The organism is Collinsella sp. i05-0019-G5, assembly GCF_042851345.1.
In the GTDB taxonomy this organism is placed as follows: Bacteria; Actinomycetota; Coriobacteriia; order Coriobacteriales; family Coriobacteriaceae; genus Collinsella.
The window spans coordinates 1,984,158-1,998,858 of the sequence record NZ_AP031421.1 but is presented as its reverse complement, the minus strand read 5'-3'; the positions used below and the strand labels follow the sequence as shown (position 1 = coordinate 1,998,858).

Annotated in this window: 14 protein-coding genes, 5 tRNA genes and 1 pseudogene; 14 read left to right on the top strand and 6 right to left on the bottom strand. The window is 56.1% G+C overall.

The window, feature by feature from the left end:
- Positions 1-222: 222 nt before the first annotated feature.
- Positions 223-297 (top strand) — tRNA-Thr (locus tag ACGHIZ_RS09380).
- Between the two features lie 533 nt (positions 298-830).
- On the opposite strand, the gene ACGHIZ_RS09375 is transcribed toward ACGHIZ_RS09380, so the two are convergent.
- A complete protein-coding gene (locus ACGHIZ_RS09375) occupies positions 831-2,231 on the bottom strand; it encodes a PTS transporter subunit EIIC (protein WP_390447667.1) in 1,401 nt (466 codons plus the stop codon).
- A gap of 9 nt (positions 2,232-2,240) precedes the next feature.
- Positions 2,241-3,659: a glycoside hydrolase family 1 protein gene (locus ACGHIZ_RS09370; protein WP_390447664.1), complete on the bottom strand. Its 1,419-nt coding sequence runs from the start codon at positions 3,657-3,659 to the stop codon at positions 2,241-2,243.
- Positions 3,660-3,810: 151 nt separating this feature from the next.
- Here ACGHIZ_RS09370 and ACGHIZ_RS09365 point away from each other — a divergent pair, with 151 nt between their 5' ends.
- From ACGHIZ_RS09365 to ACGHIZ_RS09305, 13 genes and pseudogenes are all read left to right on the top strand, one after another.
- Positions 3,811-4,644 (top strand): MurR/RpiR family transcriptional regulator, encoded by an 834-nt coding sequence (locus tag ACGHIZ_RS09365; RefSeq protein ID WP_164473278.1) that lies wholly within the window; start codon positions 3,811-3,813, stop codon positions 4,642-4,644.
- Between the two features lie 431 nt (positions 4,645-5,075).
- Positions 5,076-5,157 (top strand) — tRNA-Tyr (locus ACGHIZ_RS09360).
- A gap of 10 nt (positions 5,158-5,167) precedes the next feature.
- A tRNA-Thr gene (locus tag ACGHIZ_RS09355) sits at positions 5,168-5,243 on the top strand.
- 3 nt (positions 5,244-5,246) lie between these two features.
- A tRNA-Met gene (locus ACGHIZ_RS09350) sits at positions 5,247-5,323 on the top strand.
- 96 nt (positions 5,324-5,419) lie between these two features.
- Positions 5,420-6,610, top strand: a complete 1,191-nt coding sequence (tuf, locus tag ACGHIZ_RS09345; protein ID WP_118094821.1) for an elongation factor Tu — start codon at positions 5,420-5,422, stop codon at positions 6,608-6,610.
- Between the two features lie 279 nt (positions 6,611-6,889).
- A complete protein-coding gene (rpmG, locus tag ACGHIZ_RS09340; RefSeq protein WP_022093895.1) occupies positions 6,890-7,039 on the top strand; it encodes a 50S ribosomal protein L33 in 150 nt (49 codons plus the stop codon).
- Positions 7,040-7,052: 13 nt separating this feature from the next.
- Positions 7,053-7,128 (top strand) — tRNA-Trp (locus ACGHIZ_RS09335).
- 76 nt (positions 7,129-7,204) lie between these two features.
- Positions 7,205-7,543, top strand: a complete 339-nt coding sequence (gene secE / locus ACGHIZ_RS09330; RefSeq protein WP_089572519.1) for a preprotein translocase subunit SecE — start codon at positions 7,205-7,207, stop codon at positions 7,541-7,543.
- Between the two features lie 3 nt (positions 7,544-7,546).
- Positions 7,547-8,083 carry a transcription termination/antitermination protein NusG gene (nusG, locus tag ACGHIZ_RS09325; RefSeq protein ID WP_099432095.1) on the top strand — a complete coding sequence of 179 codons (537 nt, stop codon included), beginning with the start codon at positions 7,547-7,549 and terminating at the stop codon, positions 8,081-8,083.
- A 120-nt stretch (positions 8,084-8,203) separates the two neighbouring features.
- Positions 8,204-8,632: a 50S ribosomal protein L11 gene (gene rplK, locus ACGHIZ_RS09320; RefSeq protein ID WP_022093893.1), complete on the top strand. Its 429-nt coding sequence runs from the start codon at positions 8,204-8,206 to the stop codon at positions 8,630-8,632.
- 116 nt (positions 8,633-8,748) lie between these two features.
- Entirely contained in the window at positions 8,749-9,456 is a 708-nt protein-coding gene (gene rplA / locus ACGHIZ_RS09315; protein WP_390447658.1) for a 50S ribosomal protein L1, read from the top strand.
- Between the two features lie 312 nt (positions 9,457-9,768).
- Positions 9,769-10,488 (top strand): annotated as a pseudogene (locus tag ACGHIZ_RS09310) (hypothetical protein).
- On the top strand, positions 10,397-11,062 hold the full coding sequence (locus ACGHIZ_RS09305) for an isocitrate/isopropylmalate family dehydrogenase (protein ID WP_226790685.1): 666 nt from the start codon (positions 10,397-10,399) through the stop codon (positions 11,060-11,062). Before ACGHIZ_RS09310 ends, ACGHIZ_RS09305 begins: the two are co-directional and overlap by 92 nt.
- Before the next feature lie 252 nt (positions 11,063-11,314).
- Here the strand turns inward: ACGHIZ_RS09305 and ACGHIZ_RS09300 are convergent, their stop codons facing one another.
- The 4 genes from ACGHIZ_RS09300 to ACGHIZ_RS09285 form a co-directional block, all read right to left on the bottom strand.
- The gene (locus ACGHIZ_RS09300; RefSeq protein ID WP_390447655.1) at positions 11,315-12,112 is read right to left on the bottom strand and encodes an IS3 family transposase; all 798 of its coding nucleotides are present in this window, start codon (positions 12,110-12,112) and stop codon (positions 11,315-11,317) included.
- A 20-nt stretch (positions 12,113-12,132) separates the two neighbouring features.
- Positions 12,133-12,630, bottom strand: a complete 498-nt coding sequence (locus tag ACGHIZ_RS09295; protein ID WP_195241160.1) for a helix-turn-helix domain-containing protein — start codon at positions 12,628-12,630, stop codon at positions 12,133-12,135.
- A 186-nt stretch (positions 12,631-12,816) separates the two neighbouring features.
- On the bottom strand, positions 12,817-13,947 hold the full coding sequence (locus ACGHIZ_RS09290; RefSeq protein ID WP_117635373.1) for a DUF4179 domain-containing protein: 1,131 nt from the start codon (positions 13,945-13,947) through the stop codon (positions 12,817-12,819).
- Positions 13,928-14,488 carry an RNA polymerase sigma factor gene (locus ACGHIZ_RS09285; RefSeq protein WP_117583099.1) on the bottom strand — a complete coding sequence of 187 codons (561 nt, stop codon included), beginning with the start codon at positions 14,486-14,488 and terminating at the stop codon, positions 13,928-13,930. Before ACGHIZ_RS09285 ends, ACGHIZ_RS09290 begins: the two co-directional genes overlap by 20 nt.
- Positions 14,489-14,701 lie beyond the last annotated feature (213 nt).

Genomic DNA, 14,701 nt, shown 5'->3' with positions numbered 1-14,701 from the left:
GTTGCGGCAGAGAGCCGTTTCCTAGATTGGTCTACCCGCTGATTTGTAATCAGTGGGTTGCGGGTTTGCAGCTGTCAAAACGAATAGGTTTATGTTTTGACGAACAGATAAAACTGTTCGTTCTGACGAACGGTTTTTGAGATGTGGTCGGTCGAAGGGCCTGTTGCGCCCCGTCCTCAATTCCTTTATCCTAAACAGGCTTCGCGCGAAAGCGCCAAGTGTGCCAGTGTGGCGCAACGGTAGCGCAACTGATTTGTAATCAGTGGGTTGCGGGTTCGATTCCTGTCACTGGCTCCATGAGAGTTTCGGGCTCTGTCTCTATATGGGACAGAGCCCGTTTCTATTTAGGTGGTGCGCCATCGGGTTAGCGCCCATCCCGTTTTTGGTTTGTCTCGTCCTCCAGTTTGTCTAAATCTGTAACACCAAGACCGATATTCGGCATCTAACTGTTACAGATTGAGATGAAACTTAGGGTGTTTTAGGAATATCTTGATCTGTAACATGTAGAAGCGGAATAGGCCTCTTGCTGTTGCAGATCGAGACAAGGGCGGGCGCGGATCTGGATGTCCTGCTCGAGCGTGGATTTCTGGATACGCGAGCGAAGAAAATCTCCCGACCGGAGAACGAGCGTGGATAATTAACTTGGATAGGGAGCTAAGGTAAACACCGATTGTCTATCGACGGCTTTAGAAACAACGGCCCCGATTTCATTGTGGAATCGGGGCCGTTTGTGCCTCAGGAATCCGAATGGATTAATCGAGCTCCTAAGGAACTTCTTGGGTTCTTGCTAATGGTCTGCCGAGGATGTCCCCAATGCAAACAGCGGGCATCTACTCAATATAGCTGGGGTTCTTCTTGATGATCACGCGTGCAGCGATGAAGGAGACGACGATGGCGATGATGGCGACAACGCATGCCAGCACGAAGTTACCCATGGACCCATCGGGAGCGATAAAGATGAGTGCCGAAAGAAGGCCGGGGCATGCTCCCGCAACATACTCTTTCAGAACAAAGATGCCTGCAGGGAGTCCAGCGCAGAGCGCGCCGATTGCCGTGCCGACAAGCAGGCGGGGACGCTCGATGAGGCAACCGTAGAACGCGGGCTCGGTTACGCCACAGAGTGCGGTGACGGCAACCGTGGTGACCATACCCCTCTTCTCTTTGTTTCCCTTCATGGCAGTTGCCAGGGCGAGGCTCGTGCCGCCAATGCAGAGGTTCGAGATGAATCCAAAGATAATGGGTGCCCAGCCGAGCTGCGCCAAGCTCGTAACTTCGATCGCGATGTAGGCCTTATCAAGACCGAGCATGACAAAATAGGGGTTAAGGGCTGCAAGGACTGGAGTAGCGATAAATGCCACGTTATCCATGAGCCACGTGGCGGCATCACTCAGCGCGTAGCCCATCATGCTGCCGGCGGGGCCGAGGATAATCAGCTCAACAGGCACGACGATGAACATGGTGAGCAGCGGCTTCAAGAACAGTTTGGTAATGTCGGGGATGATTTTCTGAAGACCGCGATCAACAAAGTACATGAACACAACGCCCAGTACGATTGGCACCACCGTGCTCGAGTAGTCATTCGTCGGGATGGGGATGCCAAGAAAGTCGAGACCCTCAGCACCGCTAATAGACGAGCTAATCATGATTGCGCCCAGCAGTGCGCCCATGATAGGCTGCATCTTCATGACGGCGGCGAGCTGATAGCCGAGGTAAACGGGCAGGAAGCTAAATGAGGCGCTGAAGATCGCCAGCAGAACCTGGGCGGTTCCGCTATCGGTGTTCAATCCACAATAATTGACCAGGAGATTCTTGATCGAAAGAATGAGTCCGCCAACGATGAGCGCCGGGACGATGGGCATGAATACCTGTGCAGAGACGTTCCCGAATTTCTCAATCAAGCCCATGGCGGTGTTACCGCTTTTAATGCCTTCTGCAAGGTCTTTGGCGGTTTGGGCATCGTCGGCAACCGTGCCACCGCCGACTTCGATTCCCGCGAAGTCGAGGAAGTCGTTGTAAGCCTCGGTGACGTTGGGGCCGATGATCACCTGAAGCTGGCCACCGCTGACTACTGCCCCGAGCGCCTGGTCGGCCGATTTGGCGAGCTGGAGATCGATGATCGAGGTGTCTCGTGCGTCGATGCGAAGGCGCGTCGCACAATGAGTTACCGATGTAATATTCTCTTTGCCGCCAACAGCCTTTAGGACTGTTTCGGACATTGCCTGATATTTCATCTCTTTCTCCTAACCTTCCTGCTCCTGATACTTCGAGATAAGGTCTCGGTACCAATACCAGCTCTTTTTGGGGGTGCGCTCCAGATTGTTCTCGAAGTCGATATGGACAAGTCCGTATCGTTTTTCGTAGCCGTTGATCCAGCTATACAGATCCATCGTCGACCAGAGGTAGTAGCCCTCAACGCGCGCGCCGTCGCGCTTAGCCCTCATCATGTGCTCGATGAACTGGCCCAGAAGCTCGATGCGGTCATCATCGTGGATCATTCCGTCTGCGTCTGGTTGCTCATAGGTGCCATGTCCGTTTTCCGTAATAAAGATGCGGGGCGCGTCATAGCGCTCGTGGACATCCATGATGGTTGAATACATGCAACTTGGGAGTATTTCGCGGCCCCATTTATTGCGGGGAACATTGCTGTCGCGGGCGCTTTCAAACAAGGGCGCAATGCATTTTCCTTCGACCTTTTTGCTCGAACCGCCCTTATTGTTCGCCGAAACGGCAAGCTCTCCACCGTGCCAGTCGGTTACATACTCTCGGCAATACACGTTGAGTCCAATAAAATCGACTTTACCGTCTCTGAATTCTTCTACGTCATTTGGGGATCGATAGAGCGAGACGCCAAGTTTTTCAAGGATTTCGTCCATTTCTGGCGGCAGTTGACCCTGAAGCGCTGGTGCCAGAATCATGCGATTGGCGAAAAAGTCTGCGTATCGAAATACGTCATCAGGGTGCTCGGTTGCCGGGTCGAGTTCGACAACGCCGCCATCGTGGACGGCGCCGATGATGCCGTCGTAGCCCATTTGACGATATGTTCGGACTGCGAGTGCGCTTGCGCGCATCAGGTTGTACTGAAACTGCATGTACGACTGAACGTCGAGCGATCGATTGGGGGGATAGTTGCCCAACATGTTTACGCAGTAGCTGTAGAAATGCGGCTCGTTAACGGTAGCCCAGATTTTGACGCGGTCTCCAAAGCGCTCAAAGCAAATCTTGGCGTATTTGCAGAACCACTCTGCCATGTCATTGTTCAGCCATCCGCCTTTGCAAGCAAGCGTGAATGGCAGATCGTAATGGAACAGCGTAACGTTGGGCTCTATGCCATTTTCGAGGCAGCAATCAATGACCCGATTATAAAAATCGATACCCTCTTCATTCACTTCGCCGATACCCGTGGGGATGATTCGACTCCATGAAAGAGAGAAGCGATAGGTGTTTTGTCCGCCTTCTTTCATCATGCGGATATCTTCTTCATAGCGATGGTAGAAGTCGCAAGATACATCACCGTCAACATGGTTGATGTTCTTATTGCTTGTGTGGCTAAAGAAATCCCACTCGCCAAGGCCTTTGCCGTCTTCGTTCCAGGCACCCTCGCACTGATAAGACGCCGTGGCGGAACCCCAGAGAAACGGCATGTTGTTCACGTTGCCCATGAATCCCCTTTCCATCATTCAACACGGTGGATACGTGTGGCGGAATTACGATTAAGATGACGTCAACTGATTTGAATCATAGGAGAACGACCAAAGCTGTTTGATTCAATAAATGAACTATGATTTCGAGGAGAGCGGAAAGAGGGATCACGTGAATATCAATGACTTCGATGTGCTCAATCGCATTAGCTCCATCATCAACAGCGAGTTTGGGTCAAACGATGCCGCCATCGCTCGATATCTCGTCGCTCACATTAGGCGTTCGAGCGAAATCAATGTTGCCGCAATAACCCGCGATGCATTCGTGACCCGTTCCGCTGTTCGTCGTTTCTGCAATCGATTGGGCTACCAGTCTCTTAGCGATTTGAAAGAATCATTTACTCAATCAGTCTTTCCAAGCGACTTAAGCCATCGAGAGGAGGAATTTGGCTACGAGGAGTACAGGGCAGAGCTCGACGTTCGCATGATCGAGATGTTCGCTGAGGTTGAAAGCGGCGTGTCCGATATTGCTATTAAGCACCTTGCCGACGAAATTGATGGCCATAAAAACGTTGAAATCTGGTGCACCAATAATGTGAGCGCCAATCTCGTACGATTTCAGCAGGAAATGTTTTATGCGGGCAAGATAGTTCGCATAGTTGCTGGGGCTAACGTCGCGGAATTGAAAAACATGGGAGATGCTTCGCAGTCATTGATAATTCTCGTATCGGTCTCCGGGCTATTTGCGTCACAGGCGCGTGAGTATCTTGATTGCCGTTCGGGCAGGAAGATTCTAATTACTGCGTTTAGCAACGATGACAAATCGAGGTCTTTTGACCGTATATATCGTCTTGGTAATGCGGGAAACGGAATTGACCGACTCGGCGTTTATTCGAAATATGCCATGACTTATTTCTTCGACTTGCTATCGTCGTGTTACTTGAGTCGCTACCCCTGCACCAAGGGTGAGCCGCTCTATGGGTCTACTTTGGCCTGGCCCGAGTAGTTGCGGCTCTATAGTTCTCCCGTCTGGAGAATGAGCGTGGATAATCTGCCACTTTGGCCTTGGGGGCACACCAAAAGTGGGAGATTATCCACGCTCGATTTCAAACGGGAGATTATCCACGCTCGATCGATCCAGGGAAGCCCGATCTCGACCTATATATAGGTGCAAATGAGTCGTTATCGAAGTTCGTTCCAGCCAGCGTACTCCACTACGACAAAGTGTTCCCTCGGGAAATGTTACCGCTACATGCAAATCCACCATCCTTCATATCCAAACACAGCAAAACCGCAGGTCAAAGGTATATAGATACGCCCGGAACCGTGTATCTAGAGGTTTTCGTTGACAGCCCCCAAGGTTGCATCGTATTATCTTTTTCGTTCGCGGGGGCGGCGGTCCAAAAGACCAAAGGACCTGCGGATACTTGAACGATTGGGAGTTTGCCCGAGTGGTTAATGGGGACGGGCTGTAAACCCGTTGGCTCTGCCTACATAGGTTCGAATCCTATAGCTCCCACCCGTCAAGTGCCTGTATAGCTCAGTCGGTAGAGCACTTCGTTGGTAACGAAGAGGTCACCAGTTCAAGTCTGGTTGCAGGCTCCATCCGGCGGTGTAGCTCAGTTGGTTAGAGCACACGGTTCATACCCGTGGCGTCACTGGTTCGAATCCAGTCACCGCTACCATAGGTAACACGGTGGCTTCTCAATAATATGTTGAGAGGCCACTATGGTATAAAGGCAAAGTCCCGTCCGGGGACGACCTGTTTAGAGGAGGGCTTTATGGCCAAAGAGAAGTTTGAGCGCACTAAGCCGCATGTTAACATCGGCACCATTGGTCACGTCGACCACGGCAAGACCACGCTGACCGCTGCCATCACCAAGGTTCTCTCCGAGACCGAGGGCTGCAAGGCTGACTTTACGGCGTTCGAGAACATCGACAAGGCTCCCGAGGAGCGCGAGCGCGGCATTACGATCTCCGTCTCCCACGTTGAGTACGAGACCGCTTCCCGTCACTACGCTCACGTTGACTGCCCGGGCCACGCTGACTACGTCAAGAACATGATCTCCGGCGCTGCTCAGATGGACGGTGCTATCCTGGTCATCGCTGCTACCGACGGCCCCATGGCTCAGACTCGCGAGCACATCCTGCTCGCCCGTCAGGTCGGCGTTCCCTACATCGTCGTCTTCCTGAACAAGTGCGACATGGTCGACGATGACGAGCTCATCGACCTCGTCGAGATGGAGACCCGTGAGCTCCTCTCCGAGTACGATTTCCCCGGCGACGACATCCCCGTCATCCGTGGTTCCGCTCTGGGCGCTCTCGAGGGCGACGCCAAGTGGATGGACGCCATTCGCGAGCTCATGAAGGCTGTCGACGAGTACATCCCGACGCCTGCTCGTAACAACGACCTCCCGTTCCTGATGGCCGTTGAGGACGTTATGACCATCTCCGGCCGTGGCACCGTTGCTACCGGCCGTGTCGAGCGCGGTGAGCTCAAGCTCAACGAGCCCGTCGAGATCGTCGGCATCAAGGATACCCAGAACACCGTCGTTACCGGTATCGAGATGTTCCGTAAGTCCATGGACTTCTGTGAGGCTGGCGACAACGTCGGTCTGCTGCTCCGCGGCATCAAGCGCGAGGACATCGAGCGCGGCCAGGTTCTCTGCAAGCCCGGTTCGGTTACCCCGCACACCAAGTTCACCGGCGAGATCTACGTTCTGACCAAGGAGGAGGGCGGCCGTCACACCCCGTTCTTCGATGGTTATCGTCCTCAGTTCTACTTCCGTACCACCGACGTTACCGGTACGGTCAAGCTCCCCGAGGGCACCGAGATGGCTATGCCTGGTGACCACATCACCATCGAGGGCGACCTCATTCACCCGATCGCCATGGAGGAGGGCCTGCGCTTCGCTATCCGCGAGGGTGGCCACACCGTCGGTTCGGGCATCGTCTCCACGATCATTGAGTAAATTAGCTCTTTGATATAGCTGACTTAGAGAGAACCCGGCACTTATAGGGTGCCGGGTTCTTTTCTGCGCGAGGCTTTTTTGCCCGCCAATTACGTCCAGCTCGCCCTTAAGCGAGCGTGAGGGATCGATTAGATCTCGCTGGCTTCATTGATGTGTTCCAAATATGAATGGATCCAGCGAGAACCAATTGATTCGAGGTTTTCATTGACAGCACTTACGTAGAGCTGATAAAGTAACAACTCGTGCCCGTACGGGGCGGATATGAAAGGTTCAGGATACATGCGTACTCTAGTTACTCTTGCGTGCACTGAGTGCAAGCGCCGCAACTATACGACCACCAAGAACAAGTCGACCATGCCTGATCGTATGGAGATTAAGAAGTATTGCCCCTGGTGCCGTCACCACACGCTGCACAAAGAGACTCGCTAGTCTCTAGTTACATACGCCAGTAGTTCAATTGGTAGAGCATCGGTCTCCAAAACCGAGTGTTGAGGGTTCGAGTCCTTCCTGGCGTGCCAGTCATTATTCCGTAAGCTCCCATTTGGGGGCTTACGGTTTACTCATGTATAAGCGCATTGCGCGGAGGTAACCCAAATGGCCAACAAGAAGAACAAGAAGAAGGCACAGCAGCAGGCGCCTGCCAACAACGCTGCCGCCAACTCCAAGGTTGAGGCCAAGAAGGCCGTTGCCAAGAAGAGTGAGAAGGCTGCGAAGTCCAAGAAGAACGAGAAACCCGGCTTCTTCGCCCGCACCAAGAAGTATTTTGCTTCGGTGAAGTCCGAGATGAAGCGTGTCACGTGGCCCGATAAGAAGGAGCTCGTGAACTACTCGGTCGTCGTTTGCGCTTCTCTGATTGTCGTCGGCGTCGTCATCGCTCTGCTCGATGCTGGCTTTGGCGAGGCTCTTGCTCTTTTCTCTGGATTGAGGGGCTAAACCATGTCTAAGCGTTGGTACGTCGTTCACACTTACTCTGGATACGAGAACCGCGTTAAGTCCGATCTCGAGCATCGCATCGAGACCATGGGCATGCAGGACCGTATCTTTGATATCGAGATTCCTATGGAGCGCGTCACCGAGATCAAAGAGGGTGGCAAGCGCGAGACCAAGGATTCCAAGATTTTCCCGGGTTATGTCCTGGTTCGCATGGAGATGGATGACGATGCTTGGACGTGTGTTCGCAACACGCCCGGTGTCACCGGTTTCCTGGGCGGCAACGGCAAGCCCGCTCCGCTTTCCCGCGACGAGTACAATAAGATGACTCGTCGTCCCGGTAAGGGCGATTCGCCCAAGCGTACGTCGGTTGATATTGAGGTCGGTACGTCCGTCCGCGTCACCGATGGCCCGCTTACCGACTTTGATGGCAAGGTCTCCGAGGTTAACACCGAGGCAGGCAAGCTCAAGGTCACGCTGATGATCTTTGGCCGCGAGACGCCGGTCGAGCTCGACTTTAACCAGGTCGCTGTCATCGCTTAAGTTTTCGTCCGTTCGCGCGAGCGTGCTTCTTCTGTGACTGCTCATCTCAGGAGTGCTTCTAACACGTGCGTGCTTACGATATAGCAAGTACTTCACACTCGTGATTCGAAAGGAATGACCATGGCTGAGAAGAAGGTTGCCAACGTCATTAAGCTCCAGATTCCTGCTGGTGCAGCTAACCCCGCTCCTCCCGTCGGCCCCGCCCTGGGCGCTGCTGGCGTGAACATCATGCAGTTCTGCCAGGCCTTTAACGCCGAGACGCAGGACAAGAAGGGCGATATCATCCCCGTTGAGATTTCTGTCTACGAGGATAAGTCCTTCTCCTTCATCACCAAGACCCCGCCGGCGGCTCACCTCATCAAGAAGGAGCTGAACCTCAAGTCTGGTTCCGCTAAGCCCCAGGCCGACAAGGTTGGTCAGCTCTCCCAGGAGCAGCTCACCAAGATCGCCGAGATCAAGATGCCGGACCTCAATGCCAACGACATTGACGCCGCCAAGAAGATCATCGCCGGTACCGCCCGTTCCATGGGCGTCACCATCGCTGAGTAGCGATTTCTTACGGTAATGACGGGCGCTCCGACCGGGCGCCCGTTAAATGTGTGCAATAGGGCACACGATACGATGTGGGAGGGCTCACGCCCGTTTAACCACTGGAGGTAATGCACATGGCTAAGCATGGTAAGAGCTATAACGCCGCTGCCGAGAAGATCGACCGCGCCACGCTCTACACCCCCCTTCAGGCTGCCAAGCTCCTCAAGGAGCTCGACACCGCCAAGTTCGATGAGACCGTCGAGGCCCACTTCCGTCTGGGCATTGATACTCGTAAGGCTGACCAGAACATCCGTGGTTCCATCTCCCTGCCCCACGGCACCGGCAAGACCGTTCGTGTTGCCGTCTTCGCCGAAGGCGAGAAGGCCCGCGAGGCTGAGGCTGCCGGCGCCGACATCATCGGTTCCGACGAGCTCGTCGCCCAGATCCAGAAGGGCGAGATCAACTTCGACGCCGCTATCGCTACGCCGAACATGATGGCCAAGGTTGGCCGCATCGGTAAGATCCTTGGTCCCCGTGGCCTCATGCCGAACCCCAAGCTCGGCACCGTGACCATGGACGTCGCCAAGATGGTCTCCGAGCTCAAGGCCGGCCGCGTTGAGTACCGCGCCGACCGCTACGGCATCTGCCACGTGCCCCTGGGCAAGAAGTCCTTCTCTGAGCAGCAGCTCGTCGAGAACTACGCTGCCCTGTACACCGAGATCCTGCGCGTCAAGCCCTCTTCTGCTAAGGGCAAGTACGTCAAGTCCATCTCCGTGTCTTCCACCATGGGCCCTGGCGTCAAGGTCGATCCCGCTATCCAGCGTGACTTCCTGGCTGAGTAACTTTTAGTTACTGCCTGAGTAAAGCAAGCATTGCTAAAGAAACCCGGTTCTGTCTCGTGCAGGACCGGGTTTCTTGCTTTTGAGTCAACGAAACCACCACGAAGGGGACAGGCACCCTTGTGGTGGTTTTACTTGTGTTGTACTTTAGCGCGATGTAGTACTACCCGAGGCCGAAGGGAGCCCAACATGTTTAAGAACACGCAACAGCTCCTAGGCCTAGCGCTACTAGATTGGATAGCGCGCTAGGGTTGTAATCTCGCTATAACGATTTGTTGTACCCGGGTGCGCTATCGTCTGCCGCTTTCAGGCGTGATGAGCGACACGGGTATTTTTCTATCTCTAGGCCTTCTCTCTCTCCTGAAAGCCATCTGTCATAAAACGGTCAATCAGGAGGAACATATAAGCCGCAAAATCACAATCTTTGACGCCACCCTGTGCGACGGTGAGCAGTCGCCGGGCGCCAGCATGAATACCGAGGAAAAGCTCTTCATCGCCCGCCAGCTGGTGCGCATGAACGTGGACGTTATCGAGGCGGGCTTTCCCATCTCGAGTCCTGGTGACTTTCGCTCCGTACAGGAGATTGGCAAGATTGCGGGCGACCGATGCACGGTATGCGGCCTGACGCGCGCTGTCGACAGGGATATCGAAGTGGCTGCAGAGGCGCTCAAAACGGCCCAGAGGCCCCGTATCCATACAGGGCTGGGTGTGAGCACCAGTCACCTGCGCGACAAGCTCCATATGACTGAGGAAAGGGCAATTGAGTGAACGATCCATGCCGTCAAACATGCTCGCAAGTTCGTTGACGATGTTGAGTTTTATGCCGAGGATGCCGGCCGCTCCGATCAGGAGTTTCTGGTGCGCATTATCGAGGCGGCCGTAAAGGCCGGTGCCACGGTCGTGAACATCCCCGATACGATGGGCTACAACATGCCGTGGGACTTTGGCGCCCGCATCCGTGACCTGCGCGGGCGCTGCGGGTGCGGCCGGTCAGCGTGCGGTCGACGTGATGGAGTATCGCGAGTACGAGATTGAGCGCATTGCGCGCCAGGCATTTGAGGCGGCGCGCAAACGTCGCGGCAAGGTGACGAGCGTTGATAAGCGCAACGTGCTGGAGACGAGCCGCATGTGGCGCGAGATCGTGCATCGCGTGCAAGACGAGGAGTACTCCGACGTGGAGCTTGAGGACCTGCTCGTCGACAACGCCGCCATGCAGCTCATCAGTCGACCGGCAGACTTTGACGTCGTGGTGACGGAGAACATGTTCGGCGACATCCTGTCCGATGAGGCGGCTCAGATTACCGGATCGCTCGGTATGCTTGCCTCTGCCTCGCTGGATGATGGCGTATCGCTGTTTGGGCCGAGCGCTGGCAGCGCTCCTGACATCGCGGGGCTCGGCGTGGCCAATCCGCTGGCTCAAATCTTGTCGGTGGCGATGCTGCTGACCTACGCGCTCGACATGGGCGAGCAAGCCGCGTGGATCGAGAGCGCCGTGGCGCGCGTGCTCGACGAGGGCTGGCGCACCCGTGACATCGCCGATGTCAACACCCCGGCAGATAAGATCCTCGGCACCACGACGATGGGCGACAAGGTCGTCGCCGCGCTGTAGGCGATGCCGATTCAAGCTGTCAAATATCTCAATCTGTAACATCTAAGGGGCAAAATCGTTCCTACCTGTTACAGATTGAGATTTTCGGCTGAGCATCCGTGGTCTGTCTCGATCTGTAACAGCTAACCGATTATTTGGGCCCTACCTGTTACAGATTGAGACAAACCGTTGGGACAGGTCGGACGAGTCAGCAAAACCACCACAAAGGTGCCGGTGAACTGCGCCCCGAAACTTGGACTGAATAAATAGCGACTACGCCGCAAGGGCCCGGTTCCGGAACTCCTCCGGCGTCAGGCCCTTCAATCTTACCTGCCTGCGCCGCGTGTTCCAATGGGCTATGTACTCCTCCAGGTCGCGCTTGAAGTCCCCGAAGCTGCCCCACTCCCTGCCGCGGTAGAACTCGTCCTTCACGTGGCCGAAGAGCTGCTCGGTGGCGGCGTTGTCGATGCAGTTCCCCTTGCGCGACATGCTCTGGGTGATGCCCGCCCCCTCCAGCCTGGAGGCGTAGGACTCGTGCTGGTACTGCCAGCCCATGTCCGAGTGCATGGTCGGCGCCGCCCCGTCGGGCAGGGCCTCGAGGAGCCGGTCGAGCATCCTGTGCTGCTGGGCGAGGTCCGGCGAGGTCGATATGTCGCTCGCCACGATCTCCTTCGTGCAGAAGTCGAGCACCGGGGCCCAGTAGGCCTTGGCGCCGGCCACCTTGAACTCGGTGACGTTCTCGAACGTGCTCCCCACGAGCCCCCTGTAGGAGCTGTACCGGCGGCGGGAGCCCCGGCGGCGTATCCCGCACCGGATGCCCATCTCGCGCATCATCTTGAGCACGGTCTTGTCGGCCACGACCGCGCCCAGCTCGGCGCGCAGGCACATGGCTATCTGCCGGTGCCCGCAGCCGTTGGCGGTGCGCGAGAATATCTCGGCCGCGGCGTCGCGCAGCTCGGGCCTGGTCGGCCTCCGCGGGTGCGCCAGCGCGTAGTAGTAGGTCGACCTCCTGAGCCCCGAGCACTCCAGCAGGTGGCGCAGGGAGTGCCCCTCCGCGCGCAGCGCCCCCACCGCCTCGGCCGCCGCCCTGGTCAGAGCCCGTCCCGCTCGACCAGGGCGCGCAATTTTTTTAGGTAGGCGACCTCGGCCTCGAGCCTGCGGCAGCGCTCCTCGAGCTCCTGCTCGCGGGTGCGGGCCCGGGGTTTCGACCTCGACCCCCTCGGCCTGCCCTTCGGGCGGGGCCGCAGCGCCTCGGCGCCGCCCTCGCGGTAGAGCCTGCACCAGCGCTCCAGCGGGGACTTCGACCTGATCCCGAACTCGGCCATGGCGTCGGCCTTCGCCATCCCGCCGTCGACCACGGCCGACGCCGCGGCGACCCTCTGCTCGAATGTGTACCTGGATTGTTTCCCGCCCATGGACAGCAGCGCCTCGCTTCCGAACGCCCGGTATACCCACTGCCATTCTCTCACGGTCTCGCGGGGGACGGACAGGGCCTCGGCCGCCGGCTTGCAGCCGACGCCGGCGTCGAAGAGCTCGACGGCCCGCCTCCTGGACTCCAGGTCGTGCTTCACCCTGAGGTCTATACTCATGGAAAACCTCCCATTTCCCGATGTCCAAGAAATGGGAGGCAGTTCACGGTCCCCTTCGTGGTGGTTTTTAGCGCAACGAGGTGTTCCCAGCCGACCATACGGGCGGCCTTGCGCTCACGCTGCTCGATGACAGCGCATCTTTAGACGCGAAGTGCGGAACCGGGTGCATATACGAGCCGCGTAGCGTTACGAATTCATGGGAATGACCGTATCGCCAATTTGTACGCTTGCAATCTTGTCTGTGTCACAAACTTGCGAGAACGGCCAGGTCTTGTGGACATCAGTGGTGCCGTTATCCAGTTTATTTGCGAAATAGCCGCTGTGGCTGGTTGCGTCCTCAACATGACCGTCTTTGAACGTCACGATGAGGGGTATGTTGCCAACGGCATCCATAGACTCCTCCATGTTTTGAGACATCTTGCCGCTGTTGTTGTCGTGTTCGATGGAACGATCTATGTTGTAGCGGACTGAAACGCCAACGCAGGATACGGTGGCCTCTTGAATCGTCGCCTTGGTGCCGTTAAAGTTGACCGATTTGGGCGCGGGAATCGTAACGGATGTATCTTCGTAATTCAGCTGGAACTTAAGATCCCATGGGCCCGTAAGTATTTTCTTATACTCGGGAAGCTCTTTGCCAGCACGTGGCACAACGAGAGAGTTGATATGCGTGCGGACGGTCCTGCCCATAAGGCCGGGTGATTCAACGCTGAACTGTGCAAAGTATTGAATGCTGGAGTCATTGGGGTTCTTGTCAATGAGCCATGATTGGCCTTGGCCGCCATGCTCGCCATCAACGTATACGTTTCCATCGACACTTCCGGCGATAGTTCCGTTCTCGCCCGGCTCGGAAAGCTTTTTCAGGGCAGCGGGATCGTCGAACGTAAGCGTATAGGCGATGGTAACCATATCCTTGTCGCCCATGATGGCGTCGGCGGTCACGGTGACTCCGTTGTTGGAGCAGCTAGCACCGACGGGCCGGCCAATACGGTCGATGATCTCGGTTTGAGAAGCAGGTCCGTCAAAGATGTCGGAAAGCATGTCAGAAGGAAGCGGCAGGACGCCTGTTGCCATAGCCGTGCCAGCGCCTCCAATGACGATAGCGAGGACTGCCGTTACAGCGGCAATGCGAGCGACTGTTCTTACGGGATGGCGGGCGATGCGCGGCTTGCGTCGCGTGCCATTAAAGTTGCTTTGAGCGGTCGCCGCATCGCTTGAGGCGACGGACTGAGCAATCGAGTTTGCCATGTGCTGCTTCGCATTATCGGTAAACGAAATGTGCTCCAGGGCGTGGCGATAGTCATTCGAATTCGTAGTCATTGTGGTCTCCTTTCAAGGAAAGCCGAAGTGACGCACGTCCGCGGCTAAGGTGCTGGGCGGTTGCAGCTGGCGTCGCGTGAACGGCGTCTGCGATTTCCCTGATGCTCATGCCTGCGTAGTAGTGCAAAAAGATGGCGATGCGCTGTGCTTGAGGCAGGGCCGTGACAGCGGAAAGAATGGCGCAGTCGCGTTGCGCGAATTCTTGCTCGGTATGTGTTACGGGTGCGCAGAAATCGGGGAGCGAATCGAGGTCGACAACCGGGTGATTCGCGTGCGTACGGCCGATATCGCGACATGCGTTCAGTGCGACTCGGATCACCCAAGCACGTTCGTGTTCGAGCGAGTCGAACGGTTGAGTGCGTTGGAGAATCTTGATCAGCGTGTCCTGGCAGATGTCTTGAGCGTCGTCAGCGGATCCAAGGGCCGAATAGCACAATCGAAGGATGAGGTCGGAATACGTGTCGACCAAGCGCTTTGCTTCCCGCTCGATCTGATCGGCATCGCATCGGAGCGTGCTATTGCGGTTACGGCGTGCAGGCATAGTGTCACCTCCAATTGGTCGTGGTGGATATAGGGAAGGCGTCTCGCGAGGTCCCTCTACATACAACACGGTCGAGACTGCATAAGTTGACAAAAAAAGACGGCACGTGAGCGCCGTCCTTACAAAACAATGAGTGTTCTCGTTAATTACACAAGCACCGTGATGGACAGGTCGGACGAGTCAGCAAAACCACCATAAAGGTGCCTATCCCCT

Bases quoted from the DNA above. Each gene is read 5' to 3' on its own strand.
- ACGHIZ_RS09375 (WP_390447667.1), bottom strand. From the start codon at position 2,231: ATGAAATATCAGGCAATGTCCGAAACAGTCCTAAAGGCTGTTGGCGGC.
- ACGHIZ_RS09370 (WP_390447664.1), bottom strand. From the start codon at position 3,659: ATGGGCAACGTGAACAACATGCCGTTTCTCTGGGGTTCCGCCACGGCG.
- tuf (WP_118094821.1), top strand. From the start codon at position 5,420: ATGGCCAAAGAGAAGTTTGAGCGCACTAAGCCGCATGTTAACATCGGC.
- rpmG (WP_022093895.1), top strand. From the start codon at position 6,890: ATGCGTACTCTAGTTACTCTTGCGTGCACTGAGTGCAAGCGCCGCAAC.
- secE (WP_089572519.1), top strand. From the start codon at position 7,205: ATGGCCAACAAGAAGAACAAGAAGAAGGCACAGCAGCAGGCGCCTGCC.
- nusG (WP_099432095.1), top strand. From the start codon at position 7,547: ATGTCTAAGCGTTGGTACGTCGTTCACACTTACTCTGGATACGAGAAC.
- rplK (WP_022093893.1), top strand. From the start codon at position 8,204: ATGGCTGAGAAGAAGGTTGCCAACGTCATTAAGCTCCAGATTCCTGCT.
- rplA (WP_390447658.1), top strand. From the start codon at position 8,749: ATGGCTAAGCATGGTAAGAGCTATAACGCCGCTGCCGAGAAGATCGAC.
- ACGHIZ_RS09295 (WP_195241160.1), bottom strand. From the start codon at position 12,630: ATGAGTATAGACCTCAGGGTGAAGCACGACCTGGAGTCCAGGAGGCGG.
- ACGHIZ_RS09290 (WP_117635373.1), bottom strand. From the start codon at position 13,947: ATGACTACGAATTCGAATGACTATCGCCACGCCCTGGAGCACATTTCG.
- ACGHIZ_RS09285 (WP_117583099.1), bottom strand. From the start codon at position 14,488: ATGCCTGCACGCCGTAACCGCAATAGCACGCTCCGATGCGATGCCGAT.